This is a genomic window from Paenibacillus sp. AK002, assembly GCF_053903045.1.
Genome location: NZ_CP096377.1, coordinates 219,782 through 238,010 on the forward strand (window position 1 = coordinate 219,782; position 18,229 = coordinate 238,010).

Consider the following 18,229-nt stretch of genomic DNA (forward strand, 5'->3'; position numbering starts at 1 on the left):
CTTGCAACCGGCATGATTATTGGTTAGAATAAGGGTGGGACTTAAAAAGTTTAACTGGGACATTTTACGACCAGGTAGGAGAGCCGAGACGAAGTTTGCAGGAGTGGAATGCATGCGTAACCTATTAGAAATACAAGAGCAACTTCTGCCGGATCTGATGGACACTCTTAAACGAAGGTATACCATCCTTCATCAGATCAAGTTGTCCGGAATTGTTGGCCGAAGAACACTGGCTTCATCGCTATCGATGACCGAGCGTGTTCTCAGAGCAGAGACTGATCTTCTGAAAGCGCAAGGGCTGATCGAGATTGAAACGCTCGGCATGCGGATCAGCGGCTCAGGGATATGCTTGCTGGAGGAGTTGGAACCGGTCATGAATGAGTTGTTCGGACTGGTTGAACTGGAAGAGAAGATTCGTCAGGCTTACGGGCTTCGTAAAGTGGTCATTATTCCCGGTGACAGCGAGTCATCTCCGGAAGTCAAACGTGAGCTTGGCCGGGCCGGAGCAAGAACGCTGCTTAACTTTGTCCAGGATGGAGATACGATTGCTGTTACAGGCGGCTCCACGCTCGCCGAAGTGGCAGAGCAGATGTCCTCTTTGCCTGGCGGAGAACCGTTGACAAGCACTTGGTTTGTGCCGGCGCGAGGCGGCCTCGGGGAGAGCATGGAGATTCAAGCGAACACCATTGCTTCCAAAATGGCTAAGCGCGTTGGGGCTGAGTACCGATTGCTTCATGTACCGGATCTGCTCAGCGAGGATGCTTATCAATCGTTGGTTCAGGATCAGCACATCCAGGAGATCGTGGATGTGATCAGGCGCAGCCGCGTCATTATTCACGGCATCGGAGATGCCATGGAGATGGCCAGACGGCGCAAGCTGGATGAAGGCTCTATCCGGAACTTGCAGGCAGATGGCGCGATCGCGGAATCCTTCGGCTATTATTTCAGCGAAGATGGCGAAGTTGTCCACAAAATGCTTACCCTTGGACTCCGGCTTGAGGATATTATGCGGACGGAGACCATCATCGGCATTGCCGGAGGGCAAGGCAAGGGCAAAGCGATCCACGCGGTGCTGAAATTCGGGCACGAGGACATTCTCGTTACGGATGAAGCCGCGGCATTGGAAGTCGAGAAGGAAATTGACGCCGGCATCTGAGTCCGCGGGCGTACAACTGATTTTTCATTATTGTTGTCTTGATTGGCTTAACGGCCAATCTTGAATATATAAATTTTACAAATATGGAGGGAACTACTCATGGTTAAAGTAGGTATTAACGGTTTTGGACGTATTGGACGTAACGTATTCCGCGCTGCGCTGAACAACAGCGAAGTTGAAATCGTAGCAATCAACGATTTGACGGACGTAAAAACGCTGGCACACCTTTTGAAATATGACACGACTCATGGCAGACTGAATGCAACTGTTGAAGCTAAAGAAGGCGCACTCGTTGTAAACGGCCGCGAAGTGAAAGTATTCGCTGAGCGTAACCCTGAAGCATTGCCTTGGGCTGAGTACGGCGTTGAAATCGTTGTAGAATCCACTGGTATTTTCACGGCGAAAGACAAAGCTTCCGCTCACTTGAAAGGCGGCGCTAAGAAAGTTATCATCTCCGCTCCAGCTACTGACGAAGATATCACCATCGTTATGGGCGTTAACGAAGACAAATACGATGCAGCTAACCATACTGTAATCTCCAACGCATCTTGTACAACAAACTGCTTGGCTCCTTTTGCTAAAGTTCTTGACGAGAAGTTCGGTATCGTTAAAGGCATGATGACTACGGTTCACTCCTACACGAATGACCAGCAAGTGCTTGATCTTCCGCACAAAGACCTGCGTCGTGCTCGTGCAGCTGCTGAAAACATCATTCCATCCACAACAGGTGCTGCTAAAGCGGTTAGCCTCGTTCTGCCACAATTGAAAGGCAAATTGAACGGTATGGCAATGCGTGTACCTACGAAGAACGTTTCCGTAACGGACCTCGTAGTTGAGCTGTCCCAAAACGTAACCCTTGAAGATGTAAACGGAGCTCTGAAAGCAGCTGCTGAAGGCCCGCTGAAAGGCATCTTGAACTACTCCGAAGAGCCGCTTGTATCCAGCGACTACAATGGCGATCCAGCTTCTTCCACTATCGATTCGCTCTCCACTATGGTAGTTGGCGACAACATGGTGAAAGTTGTTTCTTGGTATGACAACGAGTGGGGCTACTCCAACCGTGTCGTTGACCTCGCTGCTTACATCGCAAGCAAAGGTCTGTAATTGATCTAGCCATTCAATCGAAGAGGAGTTCCGTTCACGGGTCTCCTCTTTGGTTCATGGTTTTTCCTTGTTTTCATGCCAGAGCACTGGGAAGAATAGATAAGAATCCGGGCGCTGGTTAGACGATAGAGAGAGATACGAGAGCAACTGCATGCTGTCGGTGAGGAGAATAGTTTTCTTAGGAGGAACGTGGAGATGAACAAGAAAAGTGTACGTGATGTAGAAGTAAGCGGCAAACGGGTGTTTGTCCGCGTCGATTTCAATGTACCGCTCGAAGATGGTAAAATTACAGACGACACTCGTATTCGCGAGACTTTGCCGACGATTAAGTATCTGGTGGAGCAAGGAGCAAAAGTCATCCTGGCCAGCCACATGGGTCGTCCCAAAGGAGAGGTCGTAGAATCTTTGCGCCTGACTCCGGCAAGTCAGCGTCTGTCGGAACTGCTCGGCAAACCGGTAGCCAAAGCGGATGAAGCGGTAGGAGAAGCCGTTAAAGCTCAAGTCGAGAAGCTGCAAAACGGCGATGTGCTCGTACTTGAAAATGTTCGTTTTTACCCTGGTGAAGAGAAGAATGATCCAGAACTTGCGAAGCAATTCGCTGAGCTGGCCGATCTGTTCGTGAACGACGCGTTTGGTGCTGCTCACCGTGCGCACGCTTCGACAGAGGGTATTGCTCATCATCTTCCGGCCGTATCGGGATTGTTGATGGAGAAAGAGCTGTCCGTTCTCGGCAAAGCCCTTTCGAATCCGGACCGTCCTTTTACCGCCATCATCGGTGGATCCAAGGTTAAGGACAAAATCGACGTGATCGACAACCTGCTTACGCTTGCTGACAATGTCATCATCGGCGGTGGACTTGCTTACACGTTCTTCAAAGCTCAAGGCCATGAAATCGGTCAATCTCTGCTTGATAAAGAGAAGCTTGATGTGGCACTCGGTTTCATCGAAAAAGCCAAAGAGCTGGGCAAAAACTTCTACCTGCCGGAAGATATCGTCGTTACGGACGAATTCAGCGCAGACGCGAATACCAAGGTCGTTGATATCGACGGCATCCCAGCCGATTGGGAAGGCGTTGACATCGGTCCTAAGACTCGCGCCAAGTATGCAGAAGTGATCAAGAACTCCAAACTTGTCGTGTGGAACGGTCCTATGGGCGTATTCGAAATCGCTCCGTTCAGCAACGGTACTCGTGAAGTGGCACAGGCCTGTGCGGAAACGGAAGCTTACACGATTATCGGCGGCGGCGACTCGGCTGCAGCAGCGGAGAAATTCGGCCTTGCCGACAAGATGGATCACATCTCGACAGGCGGCGGTGCATCCCTTGAGTTCATGGAAGGCAAAGCACTTCCTGGTGTTGTGGCACTGAACGATAAATAGATTGAGGAACTGCATTGGATAGCAAGTGGATGAAGTTTGGACCCTGGAGAATCTTCGGGGGAATAAAGGAGTGAATCGTGTGAGAACACCTATCATAGCTGGTAACTGGAAAATGTTCAAAACTGTTCCGGAAGCAACTTCATTTATTGAAGATGTGAAGGGCAAAGCGGAAGTAGAAGGCGTGGAAAGCGTGATCTGCGCGCCGTTTACCAATCTTCCTGCATTGGTTGAAGCGGCAAAGGGCACGAATATCAAAATCGGTGCACAAAATCTTCATTTCGAAGACAATGGCGCCTTTACGGGTGAAATCAGCGGCTTGATGCTGAAAGACCTGGGCGTGGACTACGTCATTATTGGACATTCCGAGCGCCGTCAGTATTTTGCTGAAACCGATGAGATCGTGAACAAGAAGGTACATGCGGCATTCCGTCATGGTCTTCTTCCGATCGTATGCGTTGGCGAGAAGCTGGAAGAACGCGAAGCCGGCCAAACCAAAGACGTGTGCAAAGTACAAACAGAAGCAGCGTTCGCAGGTGTTCCTGCTGATCAAGCGGTTCATGTCGTTATTGCTTACGAGCCAATCTGGGCAATCGGAACGGGCAAATCCTCCACGGCAGAGGATGCGAATGAAGTCATCGCCTATATTCGCGAACTCGTTAAAGGCCTGTACGGCGAAACCGTTGCAGACCAAGTTCGCATTCAATACGGCGGCAGCGTGAAGCCTGAAAATGTAGCGGAGTATATGGGACAAAGCGACATCGACGGCGCGCTCGTTGGTGGTGCAAGTCTACAACCGGCTTCCTACATCGCACTCGTTGAGGGGGCGAAGTAAATGTCTGCTCCAAAACCCGTAGCTCTGATCATCATGGACGGTTTCGGGCTTCGCAACACCGAGGTGGGCAATGCGGTCGCTCAAGCGAACAAGCCTAACTACGACCGGTATTTGAAGCAATATCCGAACACCACGTTGACCGCTTGCGGCGAAGCCGTAGGCTTGCCGGAAGGTCAAATGGGGAACTCCGAAGTGGGTCACTTGAACATCGGCGCAGGCCGGATCGTGTATCAGGATTTGACCCGCATCACGAAGTCGATTCGCGAAGGAGAATTCTTCGAGAACGAAACGCTGGTGGAAGCCGTTCGCGCTGCCAAGAACAACAACAAGAAGCTGCATCTGTACGGGCTGGTATCCGACGGTGGCGTTCACAGTCACATTGAGCACATGTTTGCGATGCTGGATCTTTGCAAGAAGGAAGATTTCCATGACGTATACATCCATGGTTTCATGGATGGACGCGACGTGGCACCGGACAGCGGCAAGCAGTTCGTTAAGGATCTGATTGCGAAGATTGAGGAAGTGGGCGTTGGCCAAATTGCTACGCTTTCCGGTCGTTACTACGCAATGGACCGCGACAAGCGTTGGGACCGCGTCGAGAAGGCATACCGTGCGATGGTGTACGGCGAAGGCCCTAAATATACGGATCCGCTGAAAGCCATCACCGAATCCTACGAGAAGTCGGTCTATGATGAATTCGTAGAGCCGACCGTCATGGTAAATGGCGCGGGAGAACCGGTAAGCCTGGTGGAGAGCGGAGATTCCGTCATCTTCCTGAACTACCGTCCTGACCGTGCGATCCAGCTGTCCCAAGTGTTCACGAACAAAGATTTCCGTGGTTTCGATCGCGGACCGAAATTCCCGCAAAGCTTGCATTTTGTCTGCTTGACGCTGTTCAGCGAGACGGTGGAAGGCTTCGTCGCCTACAAGCCGAAGGATCTGGACAACACGCTGGGCGAAGTGCTGGTTCAGCACAACAAGAAGCAGCTTCGCATTGCGGAAACGGAGAAGTACCCGCACGTGACGTTCTTCTTCAGCGGCGGACGCGATGTTGAGCTTCCAGGCGAAACGCGCGTATTGATCAACTCGCCGAAAGTGGCGACGTACGATCTGCAGCCGGAGATGAGCGCCTATGAGGTGGCGGATGCTTGCGTGAGAGAAATCGAAGCGGATAAGCATGATGCGATCATCTTGAATTTCGCGAACCCGGACATGGTTGGTCACTCCGGTATGCTGGAGCCTACCGTTAAAGCGGTAGAAACCACCGATGAGTGCGTTGGCAAAGTGGTGGATGCCGTTCTTGCCAAAGGCGGCGTGGTTATCATTACGGCTGACCACGGAAATGCGGACATGGTATTCGACGAGAATGGCCGTCCATTCACCGCGCATACCACGAACCCGGTTCCGTTCATCGTAACGGATGAGAACGTAACGCTGCGTGAAGGCGGTATTCTGGCCGACATCGCACCAACGATTCTTGATCTGATGGGGCTGCCGAAGCCTGACGAGATGACGGGAACCTCCATGATTGCAGCACGTAAATAAGTAGTTCATAATGGAACATAAACATAACATTTCAAAGGAGACTATACACATGACTATTATTTCTGATGTATATGCACGCGAAGTCCTTGACTCCCGCGGCAATCCAACCGTAGAGGTTGAAGTATACCTGGAATCCGGTGCAATCGGTCGCGCTATCGTTCCATCCGGTGCTTCCACTGGCGTTCACGAAGCTGTTGAGCTTCGCGACGACGACAAATCCCGTTACCTGGGCAAAGGCGTTCTGAAAGCCGTTGAGAACGTGAACGAAATCATCGCTCCTGAAGTGATCGGCATGGACGCTCTGGACCAGCTCGGCATCGACAAGCTGATGATCGCTTTGGACGGTACGCCAAACAAAGGCAAATTGGGTGCGAACGCCATCTTGGCCGTATCCATGGCTGTAGCTCGCGCTGCTGCTGATGCTTTGGATCTTCCGCTGTATGTATACCTTGGCGGATTCAACGCCAAACAACTTCCAGTACCTATGATGAACATCGTGAACGGTGGCGCTCACGCGGACAACAACGTTGACGTACAAGAATTCATGGTATTGCCTGTTGGTGCACCTAGCTTCAAAGAAGCTCTTCGCATGGGCGCTGAAATCTTCCACAACCTGAAATCCGTTCTGAAGGGCAAAGGCCTGAACACGGCGGTTGGTGACGAAGGCGGCTTCGCTCCTAACTTCACGTCCAACGAAGATGCACTGTCTTCCATCATCGAAGCGATCGAAAAAGCCGGCTACAAGCCAGGCGAAGATGTATTGCTGGGTATGGACGTTGCTTCCACCGAGTTCTTCAAGGATGGCAAGTATGTTCTGGAAGGCGAAGGCAAATCCTTCACGCCGGCAGAATTCGTTGACCTGCTCGCTTCTTGGGTAGACAAATACCCGATCGTAACCATCGAAGACGGATGCTCCGAGGACGATTGGGAAGGTTGGAAATTGCTCACCGAGAAATTGGGTAACAAAATTCAGCTCGTGGGCGACGACCTGTTCGTTACGAACACGGAGCGTCTGGAAAAAGGCATCAACGAAGGCATCGGCAACTCCATCCTGATCAAAGTAAACCAAATCGGTACATTGACTGAAACTTTCGATGCGATCGAAATGGCAAAACGCGCAGGATACACGGCTGTCATCTCCCACCGTTCCGGTGAGTCCGAGGACAGCACGATTGCTGATATCGCAGTGGCTACTAACGCAGGTCAGATCAAAACGGGTGCTCCTTCCCGTACCGACCGTGTGGCGAAATACAACCAATTGCTTCGCATCGAAGACCAATTGGGCGAGCTTGCTCAATACAACGGCTTGAAGTCGTTCTACAACCTGAAGCAAAAATAATTGAAATAAGAGAAAGCCCGGCTCCTGCTTTTGAGGGAGCTGGGCTTTTTTGCGTTCATTTGAGAGCTGCGGGGTTAGGGCTGCACACTCTGTTATCGTGCCGTGTGGCGGTGCGTATATCGGCTCCGGTCGCTGTTAAAATCGGGAAGGCCGGAATAGAATAGGCTGTGCGACGACCGGGATACACTGGTAGATCTACAAGCCTATCTTTTTATAGTTCAAGTTTCCTATATTTGCCGTTATAATGATGAAGACGGAAGTTATAGGAAAAATACTAGAAGTAAGGTGGCTTGAATCTATGAAACGATCACTCCAACGATCGAGAAAATGGCTGATTCTGCCTGCGGCTATGCTGATCGCGGCAGTCTTATCGGTCCCCGATGCCCATGCAGCTGACGTTCAGCAGCTGACGGGAGATCGAACGAAGCAGGATATCCTGAATAAATGGCAGCAGTTCAAACCCATGGATACTGGCACATCCTACATGGGGCCTGAACGAATTTACATGGAATCGCCAAACGTCGCCGTACCCTATAAGGCAGGGACGATAAAACCGGAATATATCGAGGACGGCCTTCGCGCCGTCAACTTTGTAAGATACCTATCCGGCCTGCCCGATGACGTGACAGCCAACCCTTCGCTTGCAGGGCAGCAGCAGGCGGCAGCGCTAGTAAACGCTCTGCATCAAAAGCTGAGCCATTATCCAACCATGCCGGAAGGCATGGACGATTCGCTGTATACTTCAGCGAAGGAAGGAGCGAGGACAAGCAACCTTTACGGGGGCAGCCCGACCTTTTATGACAATGTTCTTGGTTATATGGCGGATAGCGGGGCTACGAATATCGACCGCGTCGGACACCGCCGGTGGATCATCAATCCGGAGATGAAACAGACCATGTTCGGCATGGTACATAACGCCAACAACGTAGCCTATGCGTCGATGTACTCGATGGACAAGGGCCGCCCGGCTTCCGAAGTTCAGTATGATTACATCGCCTGGCCGTCTGCAGGATATTTTCCGGAAGAGGTTTTTAAGACAAACGATCCATGGTCGGTGTCGTTGAACCCGCAAAAGTATGACCGGACAAGAACGGATCAGATTCAAGTGAAATTGACCCGTGTCAGGGACGGGAAAGAGTGGAGCTTTGACAAAAGCGACAACGATAAATCGGGCAAATATTTCAATGTGCAGACCAGCTATTACGGCGTGCCGTTTGCCGTCATTTTCAGGCCTGACGGCATAGGCGATTTTGCGCCGGACGATGCCTTCACCGTTCAGATCACGGGTCTATATAGCGCTTCCGGAAGCGCGGCACAGGTTGAGTTCACCACGACGTTTTTCAAAATGATGCCTGGTTTATTGGCCCGCTACGATATTCAGCTTCAAAAAGGGGAAACCCTTCAAATGGGCCTTACCGACGGACTGCAGACCAGCGGCAATACGTTCAAAAGCGGAGATAACCGGATCGTTGAGATTGATGCAAACGGCAAGGTCAAAGCCGTAGGCAAGGGATCGACATGGATCTCAGCCAATGATTATCTGGGGGCGAGAAGCCTTGTCTACGTTAACGTGAATGATGGTCCGGCTGATGGCAAAGTGAGCAACTGGGCTCAAGCGGATTACATGAAGGCAAAAGCCAATGGCATTATCGGCTGGCCGTTTGACCGATCCTACCAGCAGCCGATCACCAGAGTGGAGTTTACGGAGATGGCGGTACATATGATCGAAACCATGCTGGGACAGGATCTTTATATGGATGTCTCTGGCGTTAAGACCCCGTTTAAGGACGTCGATGATTGGACCGTGACGTGGGCAAGCCAAAATGGTATCATCAACGGCACATCGCCGCAATCCTTCTCGCCGCGAGCGACCATCACCAGGGAACAGGCCGCCGCGCTGATCCTTCAGGTGTATGCCAAGACGAATGAATTGAAAGGCAGACTGGTATCAACCGGATCCGTTTCGGCTTCTCGGTTCGCGGACGATAGCAGCATCTCGCCATGGGCGAAGGAACAAGTATACCAAGCGATAAACCTCTCTTTAATGAACGGCATGGCCAAGAATCAGTTCAACCCGAAAGGCGAGCTCACTTTCGAGCAGACCTATGTGCTGTTGTTAAATTGCTTTGAAATGCTGATGGAAAAGTAAGTTTTTTAAATCCGATATCAAACGTGGCACGCATGATCGGGAGTGGCTGACCTCGACGTATTGGGCGTAATCGTTAAAGCGCTTGAGCACGAAATGTGTTGATGCAGTAGATGAAGGCCAAGCTCTCTTACGGAGAGTTTGGTCTTTTTTGTCTGATAAAATAGAACAAATCTACACATCCACACCGTCTGCCCCTGCATCGACCGCACATATCCATGCAATTTCAGGCATTGCCATTCTCAAGCGAACCGGTGCTGATATAATTGAAGAACAAGCGAGCGAAAAGGAGAGTGCGGGAGGGTGCTGAACCGAATACGATCCCTGTTTCCACACAAGCTGAAATACCGTCTGTTTGCCGCGTTCGTCCTGGTCATATTGCTGCCTTTCGGCATTTTGAATTTGTACAACTACCAGCGGATCGAGACCTTGGTCCAGGAGAAAATCAGCCAGCAGAGCCACAGCCAGCTGGAGCAGATGTATCGAACGCTGGAGGACCAGTTGAGCGTAGCCTTCAAAACGCTGATATTTCTGGAGCAGGATTCGACGGTGGCCTCCGTGCTGACCCATCCCGGGCAGCGGCAGGGACTCGAGAACAAAAACCTGATGGAGGAGAAGTTCAAAAATTTGAACAACAGCTTTTTCCTATATAATCCGTCGGTCTACTTCACGATTCTCGACTTTCATGGCAACGCTTACACTTCTTATTCTCCCAGGGAGGCGCTCGATTACAGGAAGCTGCGGGACAACCCTGGCTTTGATCGGGAACAGATGGAGGGCGTGTCGTATCATTGGGTTTCGAGCGACGCGAACTACGTGCTGCGGGATATCTCGACGAGTCCTTACCTGCTGTCACTGTACGCTTACATGGAAACCCCCCGCAACAAGCCGTACGGCATGGCCCGGATCAGCATCGATTACTCCTTTTGGTTTCAATCGGTCTTGAAGCAGTCGACGCTGCGCCAGGAATATTTCTTGATTACGAGCGCCGGCGAGAACGTGTCCCAATCGATTTTGAACAGCAGTCTGACCGGCGAGGTGAAAGCCAGGATTGCGGCCGAGCCCAGGCAGAAGTATTTTATCGATAAAACCTCCAACACCCTGGTGAATTACATTTACGTGGAATCGCTGGATTGGTATATCGTGAACCGGATTCCGCTAACGGTGCTCTTTAACGAGATCGAGGAGCTGAAGCGCCAATATTTCATGACCTTTTTCCTGCTGACCGGCGCTTTTCTCATCATGACCTTCATTATTGCCGCCACGATTACCCGGCCGTTATCCCATTTGCAGAATAAGATGAAGGCGGTTGTCCGCAACAATCTAAAAATCCGGCTGCCGGAGCACAAGTTCCGGGGCGAGATTCTGGAGCTGACGCAGACGTTCAATTCCATGCTCAACGACATGGATGTGCTGATTCAGCGATTGAAGGCCGAGGAAAGGCAGAAGGAAGCAGTGCATTTTCATATGCTGCTGGCTCAGATGAACCCGCATTTTCTGCTCAACACGCTAAATACGGTCAAGTGGAGTGCCATTCGCCATGGGAATGAGGATATCACGAATATCACCCTGTCTCTGGGCAAGCTGCTGGAGGCGAGCCTGAATACGGAGAAGGATCTGGTGCACCTGAAGGATGAAATCGAGCTGGTGCAGGCCTATGTCCATATTCAGCAGGTGCGTTATAATCACCGTTTTGACGTGACCTTTGCGTATGATGAGGACATCCTCTATGCGCTTGTGCCCAAGCTCTGTCTGCAGCCGCTCGTGGAGAATGCCATCCTACACGGAATCGGGCCGCTGCCGGAACAGGAGGGTCTCATTGAAATTACGGTTACCCGGGAGGGACCCAATCGATTGGCGGTGGAGATCAAGGACAACGGCGTCGGCATGGAGCAGTCCCGGCAGGCGGGCGGAATGCGTAAACGTCCGGGCATCGGTCTTAACAATGTGCAAGAGCTGCTGCGGCTGTTATTTAAAGAAGAGGGCAGCATGGAGATTATTTCTTCGGAGCGGGGAACGCGGATTCGATTTTCTATCCCGTTGTTAATCTCAACGCCTTATCAGAACGATCACTTGATTTCATCATAACGGGCAGATGATTCGCCACTGGCCTATGCAGGCTTGGAACCGGATTGAAAGCTGCGAGGAGGAGAGACCTATGTGGAAGGTGCTGCTGGTGGAGGACGAGGTATTTGTGCGAGAGTCCGTGCGCGAGATCATCGCGTGGGAGGAGCTTGGATTCAAGGTGGCGGGAGAGGCAGGCAACGGCGCCGAGGCGCTGGAGATGATCCGGAGCAATCCGCCCGATCTCGTGCTGACCGATATCGTGATGCCGGAAATGGATGGTGTGGAGCTCCTCCGCAGAACCCGGGAAGAGGGATACGCTTCTCGGTTCGTGATGCTGACCTGTATGAGTGAATTCGAGTATGTCCGGCAAGCGATGGAATACGGGGCATCCAACTATATCCTGAAGCTGTCGATGAGCGTGAATACGCTGCGGGAGACGCTGCACAAAATGAATGCCGAGCTGACCAAGAGTAACCCGAACCCAAGCCAACCTGTTTCGATTCCGGTCGCGTCCACGGAGACGATGCCGTCACAGTCGGCGCATCATGCCTCCCCCGAGGAAATCACATCACACCCGGAAGTACAGAAAATATTGCAGTACATCCATGAGCACTACGAGCAGGACATTACGGTAAAATCGATGTCGGGCTACGTGATGATGGGTGAGAATTACGTCAGCGCGCTCTTCAAGAAAAAGACCGGACGCACCTTGATTCATTATTTGCACCAGGTCCGGGTGGATAAAGCCATCGCGTATTTGCTTCAAACCGACCTCCCTGTTCACGAGATCGGCCTTCGGGTGGGGTTCGTGAACGACAATTATTTTATAAAAATATTCAAGCGGTTGACCGGCTTCACGCCGAGCAAATACAGGCAACACAACAAAGACGCTAAATAGAACGATTCTATGCAGGGCATAGGATTCTCCGAAACAGGAATTCCATCGTTTTGTTCCATTATCTGAATGGATATGTAGCTTAAAAGCGGCTCCCGTTCCCTGCTACGATGAGAGGGCATCACACCAATATGATTCTCGGGGAGGTCTCTAATGTGAAAAATAAAAAAGGATGGGCGATGCTTCTCATCGGTGTATTGCTAATGGGTCTTCTTGCAGGCTGCGGCGGCAAAACAGCGTCATCCGCGAATGAGGGACAAGGAACGGACAATTCGAAAGCGCCTTCATCCGGCGATCCGGTCAAACTAACCATGTGGGGCGGCGTACCGCCGGAGGCGGGACCGCAAGAGGTCATCGACGCGTGGAATGCCGAGCATCCCGATATTCAAGTCGAGTATGTCCGCTACGTCAATGACGATGACGGGAACCTGAAGCTCGATACAGCCATGATTACGGGGCAGGATGTTGACCTGTTCGTGAATTACACGCTTTCTCAAACGTCCAAACGGGTGGAGTCCAACCTGGCCTTGGATCTGAGCCAGTTCGACGATTACAATATCGACGAGAAAATGGGGCCTGACGCCGAAGGCTGGAAAATCAACGGGAAGTATTACGGGATGCCGACCACGAAAAGCGCCTTCTTCGTCGCGCTGAACAAGGATGCCCTTGATGCGGCCGGCCTGCCCGTTCCGAAGGACTGGACGTGGGATGAACTGCGCGAATATGCCAAGAAGCTCAAAGTCGGCAATAACTACGGATTTATTCAAAATATGGAGCCGTTCGTCGATCCGATTGATTCGGTGTTATCGCAAGAGGGGTACACCAAGGCGGACGGAACTTCGAATCTGGACCACCCGCTGGTCAAAAAATGGCTGGAAACCCTGAACGTCATGATGAAGGAGGACAAGACCACGCCGCCGCTCGGAGAGCAGCTGACTTCCAAAATGCCGGTGGAGCAAGTGTTCCTGAGCGGGGAAGTGCCTATGCTGAATATCGGGGCTTGGCTGCTGCGAAGCTCGAATAACTTTACGGATTTTCCGCGCGACTTCACCATCGCGTTCGCCCAAGTGCCGAGATTAACGGACAGTGCGGACAGCTACGTGACAAGGGGCGGCCTCGGTGATTACATCTCCATTAATGCCAAATCCAAAAAACAAGCGGAAGCTTGGGAATTCCTGAAGTGGTATGCGGACGGAGGCATGGCTCCTATGGCTGCGGGCGGAAGATTGCCGGCTTCGAAAGACGCCGATCAGGATGAGGCGTTAAACAACCTGCTCGGTGATAAGAAAGACACGTATGACCTGGATTCCTTGATGCACGTCATGTTCGAAGACAAAACGCCTACGTACGTTAGGAGCTTGCCGCAAGAGGTGATGGATATGCGGGCTCAGGAGTATGAGAAGTATTTCCTTAACGCCCAATCGCTCGATCAAACGCTGGAGGCCATGGTGAACCGGCACAATACGTTTTTAAAAGAAGGCAAATAAGGGGCTGTCGGCTCCAATAGAAGGGGACCATCGCTTCGGGCGGCGGTCCCCTTTTTTGCTTAAATCATAGAACAAATCTATGGAGCGACCGAAGGCCGCGGCACTGTAATTGCATACTTCTGTAGCATAAATTCGAAGGTTTTGTTCCTTATCCCCGCTTGGTCCCGACTGCTATGCTTGAGATGAAAAAGACCAAGAGGAGTGGGGCTATGTGAAAACATCCTGGATGAAACGGCAGCAGTATCTCGGCTATCTGTTTATAGGGCCAAACATGGTCGGCGTGATGCTGTTTTTTATTGTGCCAGCCTTGTATTCGTTCTATCTCATGTTCACGGACTACAAATTTATGAGCTCGGACACGAAGTTCGTGGGCCTGGCCAACATTCAAAAAATGCTGGGCGACGAGGTCTTCTACATTTCGATCAAAAATACGCTGTTCTTTCTGTTATCCGTTCCTATATCGATCGGACTGGCCTTCATCGTCGCCGTGGTTCTGAACCGCTCGGTGTATTTAAAAAAGCTGCTCCGCGCCTTATATTTCATGCCTTACATCACCAGCGGCGTCGCCGTGGCTTTCGTATGGATGCTGCTGTTCCATCCGAACAACGGCCCGATCAACGGAATCCTCAAGTCGTTCGGCATAACCAATCCCCCGGGATGGCTGTCCACCATGGATTCCTCCATGTATGCCATCGACATCATCTGGATCTGGTTCATGCTCGGTTATAACATGATCATCTACCTGGCCGCGCTGCAGGAGGTCTCGACCGAACTGCTGGAGGCCGCCAAAATCGACGGGGCCCGCGCCTGGCAAACCGTTCGCAGCATCCTGTGGCCGCTCGTCAGCCCCACGACCTTCCTGCTGCTTATTACCGGACTCATTATGACCATCAAGCAGTTCGGGATCATTCAAGCCATTACGCAAGGGGGCCCGGGCAACAGCACCACCGTGCTATCTCTGTTCATATACCAGAATGCCTTCCGCTACTACGAAATGGGTTATGCATCCGCGATCTCCTGGGCGCTGTTCTTGATCATCATGATCTTCACCGTCATTCAATGGATCGGTCAGAAGCGCTGGGTTCACTATTAAGGAGGAAGGACAATGACCAAAGCCTTATACACCAAAATAATCGTCACGCTCATTATGCTGTTCTTCAGCGTGGTTATGATCGTTCCTTTCCTCTGGATGATCAGCACCTCGTTCAAGATGCCGGCGGAAGTATTCCAGTACCCGATTAAGTGGATTCCCAACCAATTCATGTGGGATCATCATGTGAAAGTGTGGACCGGAGCGAACAGCTTTGGCCACTACTACCTCAACTCGCTTAAAGTCGCCTTGATCAGCACCGTCGGAGCGGTATTGCTGTCCGCTTTAGCCGCTTACGGTTTTGCCCGGATCGAGTTCAAGGGACGGAATGCGATGTTCATGATCTATTTGTCGATGATGATGGTCCCTCCTCAAGTGCTGTTTGTGCCAAAGTTCATCATGTTCGACTGGGTCGGCATTTACAACACGCATTGGGCTCTTATATTGCCGGGCGTATTCACGATATTCGGGGTGTTCATGATGCGGCAGTTCTTCCTCTCCGTACCGTATGAAATTTCGGAAGCTGCCTTTATCGACGGAGCAGGACATTTCCGCATTTTTTCCCGGATCATTCTGCCGATGGCGAAGCCTTCGCTGGCCACGCTGGCCATTATCGATTTCTCCTGGCACTGGAACGATTACGAGAACGCCTTGGTGTTCTTGATCGATCAGGATCTGTATACCGTTCCGCTGGGGCTGCAAAATTTCATCCTCGAAAATACGGTGGATTATAACGGCATGATGGCGGCGGCGACCGCAGGGATCATTCCGATGATCCTCGTATTCCTGATCGGTCAGAAATATATCATTCAGGGCGTGGCAAGCTCGGCTGTTAAAGGATAGCCCATAATCCAGGTCCACAGATGGGCTGGACGAAAATGAAAGGAGAAGGAGCATGAGAAACGAAACGGAAGTAAGCGACATAACGGTGATTGGCGGCGGTTTGGCAGGGGTCTGCGCGGCGGTGGCGGCCGCCAGGCTCGGACAAAAGGTAGCGCTCGTGCAGAACCGCCCGGTTCTGGGCGGCAACTCCAGCAGCGAGGTGCGCGTATGGGTATGCGGCGCGACGGCTCACGGGATCAACCGCTATGCCCGGGAAACCGGCATTATGGGCGAGATGTTCGTGGAGAACCAGTACCGGAATCCGGACGGCAACCCGTATCTATGGGATTTGATCATTCTGGAGACCGTGCGGGCCGAGCCGAACATCACCCTGTTCTTGAATACGGACGTGCATGAGGTAGAGGCGGACGGAGATTCTGACGCGCGGCAGATCCGATCGGTTACCGGTTGGATGATGGGCTCGGAGCGGCGCATCCGGTTTGAGAGTCCCGTATTTCTGGATTGCACGGGGGACGGGCTGGTCGGATTCTTGGCAGGAGCGAAATACCGGCTCGGGCGGGAAGCGCGCGATGAATACGGGGAAGAGTGGGCGCCGGAGACGGCGGACGATGTGACACTCGGCAGCACGCTGCTGTTCTACACGAAGGATGCCGGACACCCGGTGAAATTCGTGCCGCCCGTCTTTGCCAAGGACATTACGCAGACGCCGATCCCGATCAAGCGGGTCATCCGCAGCGGCGACTCGGGCTGCCATTATTGGTGGATCGAATGGGGCGGCGAGCTCGACACCGTGCATGACAATGAGCGGATCCGCGATGAGCTGTGGTCAGTCATATATGGCATATGGGACTATATCAAAAATTCCGGTAAGTTTGATGCCGCCAATATGACGCTGGAATGGGTCGGCGCCCAGCCGGGCAAGCGGGAATACCGCCGTTTTATCGGCGACTATGTGCTCACGCAAAACGATATTATGGCCCAAGAGCCGTTCGGGGACCGGGTCGCCTTCGGCGGCTGGTCGATCGATCTGCATCCGCCGCAGGGCATGTACGCCGAAGAGAGCGGCTCGAAGCATATGCATGCGGACGGGAATTACCATGTACCGTTCCGCAGCCTGTACTCGGCGAACGTGGTCAACCTGTTGTTCGCCGGGCGCAACATCAGCGCCACCCACGTGGCCTTCGGCACCACGCGGGTGATGGCGACCTGCGCCGTCCTGGGCGAAGCGGCCGGCACCGCTGCGGCGCTGTGCGTTCAGCACGGCCTTTCCCCGCGCGAGCTGTCCAGCAGTCGGAGCGGAGAGCTTCAGCAGACGCTGCTGAAGCAGGATGCCTCCGTGCTCGGGGTTGCGAACCGCGATCCGCTGGATCTGGCCCGAAGCGCCAAGGTCAGCGCATCGTCCCATCTGTCCAGGATCGCGATCGAGGAGGCGGAGGCGCCTTACCCGTTGGAGCGGGACATTGCCGTGCTGATGCCGGCCGATCCGGGGCTGGCGGGCGAGGTGGCATGGCTGGTGGATGCGGAGCAGGAGACCGACATGACGGTGGAGGTTTGGAGCACGGGACGTCCGGAGAATTACGTGCCGGCAGCGTTAGAATTTCGCACCTCCGTCCGGATTATGCCGGGGCAGGGACAGTGGGCCCCCGTCCAGCTGGATTGGCAGCCGGCGGAGCCGCAAAACGCTTTTATCATCGTGCGCAAAAATCCGGATCTGACGCTGTATTTGTCGTCCAAGCCGATGAGCGGGCTGCTTGCCTTCGAACGGGGGACGCCAGCCCGCGTCTCCAAGGAGCTGGAAGATCATGATGACAGCCAGCCGGTGGTGGAGTGGAGCATGAAGGGGATGGTCCGCAAGCTGTTCTGCCTGCGGTCGACGATCGGTTCAAGGGCGTATCATCCCGAGCATGTCATTGATGGATACAAGCGCCCTTACGGCGGTCCGCATATGTGGGTATCGGAGCGAATCGCAGACGGGGAGACGCCTTGGTTGAAGCTGGAGTGGGGGGAAGTGCAGACGGTCCGCGAGGTTCATCTTATCTTCAACGATGATGTCAACGAGGATCTGATCAATCTGCACCATCATCGTACGCCGTTCGAGATCATCCCTGAGCTGGTTCGTGCCTACAGATTAGAAGCCCTGGATTCGGAGGGGAAATGGATCACGCTTGCTTCGGAGGCGTCGAACCGCCGCCGGAGAACCGTGCACCGTTTGGAGGAGCCCGTTCCTTGCACGGCGCTTCGATTGGTGGTGGAGCGCACGAACGGCTCGGACTATGCCGAGGTTATTGAAGTGAGGGCTTACGGTTAGTTTTCAAAGCTAACAGCTGCCTGTGTATTCAACAGGTGCC

13 protein-coding genes are annotated in these 18,229 nt (G+C 52.7%); all 13 read left to right on the top strand.

Features of this window, described 5'->3' with window-relative positions:
* Positions 1-112: 112 nt before the first annotated feature.
* The 13 genes from M1D70_RS01075 (at position 113) to M1D70_RS01135 (ending at position 18,189) form a co-directional block, all read left to right on the top strand.
* Positions 113-1,156 carry a sugar-binding transcriptional regulator gene (locus tag M1D70_RS01075; RefSeq protein WP_009593661.1) on the top strand — a complete coding sequence of 348 codons (1,044 nt, stop codon included), beginning with the start codon at positions 113-115 and terminating at the stop codon, positions 1,154-1,156.
* 99 nt (positions 1,157-1,255) lie between these two features.
* Positions 1,256-2,260 (top strand): type I glyceraldehyde-3-phosphate dehydrogenase, encoded by a 1,005-nt coding sequence (gene gap / locus M1D70_RS01080; protein WP_009593640.1) that lies wholly within the window; start codon positions 1,256-1,258, stop codon positions 2,258-2,260.
* 195 nt (positions 2,261-2,455) lie between these two features.
* Positions 2,456-3,637 (top strand): phosphoglycerate kinase, encoded by a 1,182-nt coding sequence (locus M1D70_RS01085; RefSeq protein WP_012818437.1) that lies wholly within the window; start codon positions 2,456-2,458, stop codon positions 3,635-3,637.
* Between the two features lie 79 nt (positions 3,638-3,716).
* Positions 3,717-4,469, top strand: coding sequence for a triose-phosphate isomerase (gene tpiA, locus M1D70_RS01090; RefSeq protein WP_012818438.1), 753 nt, complete (start codon positions 3,717-3,719; stop codon positions 4,467-4,469).
* The gene (gene gpmI, locus M1D70_RS01095) at positions 4,470-6,014 is read left to right on the top strand and encodes a 2,3-bisphosphoglycerate-independent phosphoglycerate mutase (protein ID WP_009593641.1); all 1,545 of its coding nucleotides are present in this window, start codon (positions 4,470-4,472) and stop codon (positions 6,012-6,014) included.
* Between the two features lie 49 nt (positions 6,015-6,063).
* Positions 6,064-7,353, top strand: a complete 1,290-nt coding sequence (gene eno, locus M1D70_RS01100; protein WP_009593642.1) for a phosphopyruvate hydratase — start codon at positions 6,064-6,066, stop codon at positions 7,351-7,353.
* 298 nt (positions 7,354-7,651) lie between these two features.
* Entirely contained in the window at positions 7,652-9,502 is a 1,851-nt protein-coding gene (locus M1D70_RS01105) for an S-layer homology domain-containing protein (RefSeq protein WP_456288889.1), read from the top strand.
* Positions 9,503-9,802: 300 nt separating this feature from the next.
* Positions 9,803-11,587, top strand: a complete 1,785-nt coding sequence (locus M1D70_RS01110) for a sensor histidine kinase (RefSeq protein WP_009593654.1) — start codon at positions 9,803-9,805, stop codon at positions 11,585-11,587.
* Positions 11,588-11,657: 70 nt separating this feature from the next.
* On the top strand, positions 11,658-12,464 hold the full coding sequence (locus M1D70_RS01115; RefSeq protein ID WP_009593658.1) for a response regulator: 807 nt from the start codon (positions 11,658-11,660) through the stop codon (positions 12,462-12,464).
* A gap of 152 nt (positions 12,465-12,616) precedes the next feature.
* Positions 12,617-13,948, top strand: a complete 1,332-nt coding sequence (locus M1D70_RS01120) for an ABC transporter substrate-binding protein (protein WP_009593645.1) — start codon at positions 12,617-12,619, stop codon at positions 13,946-13,948.
* Positions 13,949-14,159: 211 nt separating this feature from the next.
* The gene (locus M1D70_RS01125) at positions 14,160-15,041 is read left to right on the top strand and encodes a carbohydrate ABC transporter permease (protein ID WP_009593631.1); all 882 of its coding nucleotides are present in this window, start codon (positions 14,160-14,162) and stop codon (positions 15,039-15,041) included.
* Positions 15,042-15,053: 12 nt separating this feature from the next.
* Positions 15,054-15,881: a carbohydrate ABC transporter permease gene (locus tag M1D70_RS01130; RefSeq protein WP_009593652.1), complete on the top strand. Its 828-nt coding sequence runs from the start codon at positions 15,054-15,056 to the stop codon at positions 15,879-15,881.
* 52 nt (positions 15,882-15,933) lie between these two features.
* Complete coding sequence (locus M1D70_RS01135; RefSeq protein WP_456288890.1) at positions 15,934-18,189, top strand: FAD-dependent oxidoreductase; 2,256 nt, start codon at positions 15,934-15,936, stop codon at positions 18,187-18,189.
* Positions 18,190-18,229 lie beyond the last annotated feature (40 nt).

What these genes read in the sequence shown, in the direction of transcription:
- M1D70_RS01075 (WP_009593661.1), top strand. Translation starts at nt 113, where the DNA reads ATGCGTAACCTATTAGAAATACAAGAGCAACTTCTGCCGGATCTGATG.
- gap (WP_009593640.1), top strand. Translation starts at nt 1,256, where the DNA reads ATGGTTAAAGTAGGTATTAACGGTTTTGGACGTATTGGACGTAACGTA.
- M1D70_RS01085 (WP_012818437.1), top strand. Translation starts at nt 2,456, where the DNA reads ATGAACAAGAAAAGTGTACGTGATGTAGAAGTAAGCGGCAAACGGGTG.
- gpmI (WP_009593641.1), top strand. Translation starts at nt 4,470, where the DNA reads ATGTCTGCTCCAAAACCCGTAGCTCTGATCATCATGGACGGTTTCGGG.
- eno (WP_009593642.1), top strand. Translation starts at nt 6,064, where the DNA reads ATGACTATTATTTCTGATGTATATGCACGCGAAGTCCTTGACTCCCGC.
- M1D70_RS01105 (WP_456288889.1), top strand. Translation starts at nt 7,652, where the DNA reads ATGAAACGATCACTCCAACGATCGAGAAAATGGCTGATTCTGCCTGCG.
- M1D70_RS01115 (WP_009593658.1), top strand. Translation starts at nt 11,658, where the DNA reads ATGTGGAAGGTGCTGCTGGTGGAGGACGAGGTATTTGTGCGAGAGTCC.
- M1D70_RS01130 (WP_009593652.1), top strand. Translation starts at nt 15,054, where the DNA reads ATGACCAAAGCCTTATACACCAAAATAATCGTCACGCTCATTATGCTG.
- M1D70_RS01135 (WP_456288890.1), top strand. Translation starts at nt 15,934, where the DNA reads ATGAGAAACGAAACGGAAGTAAGCGACATAACGGTGATTGGCGGCGGT.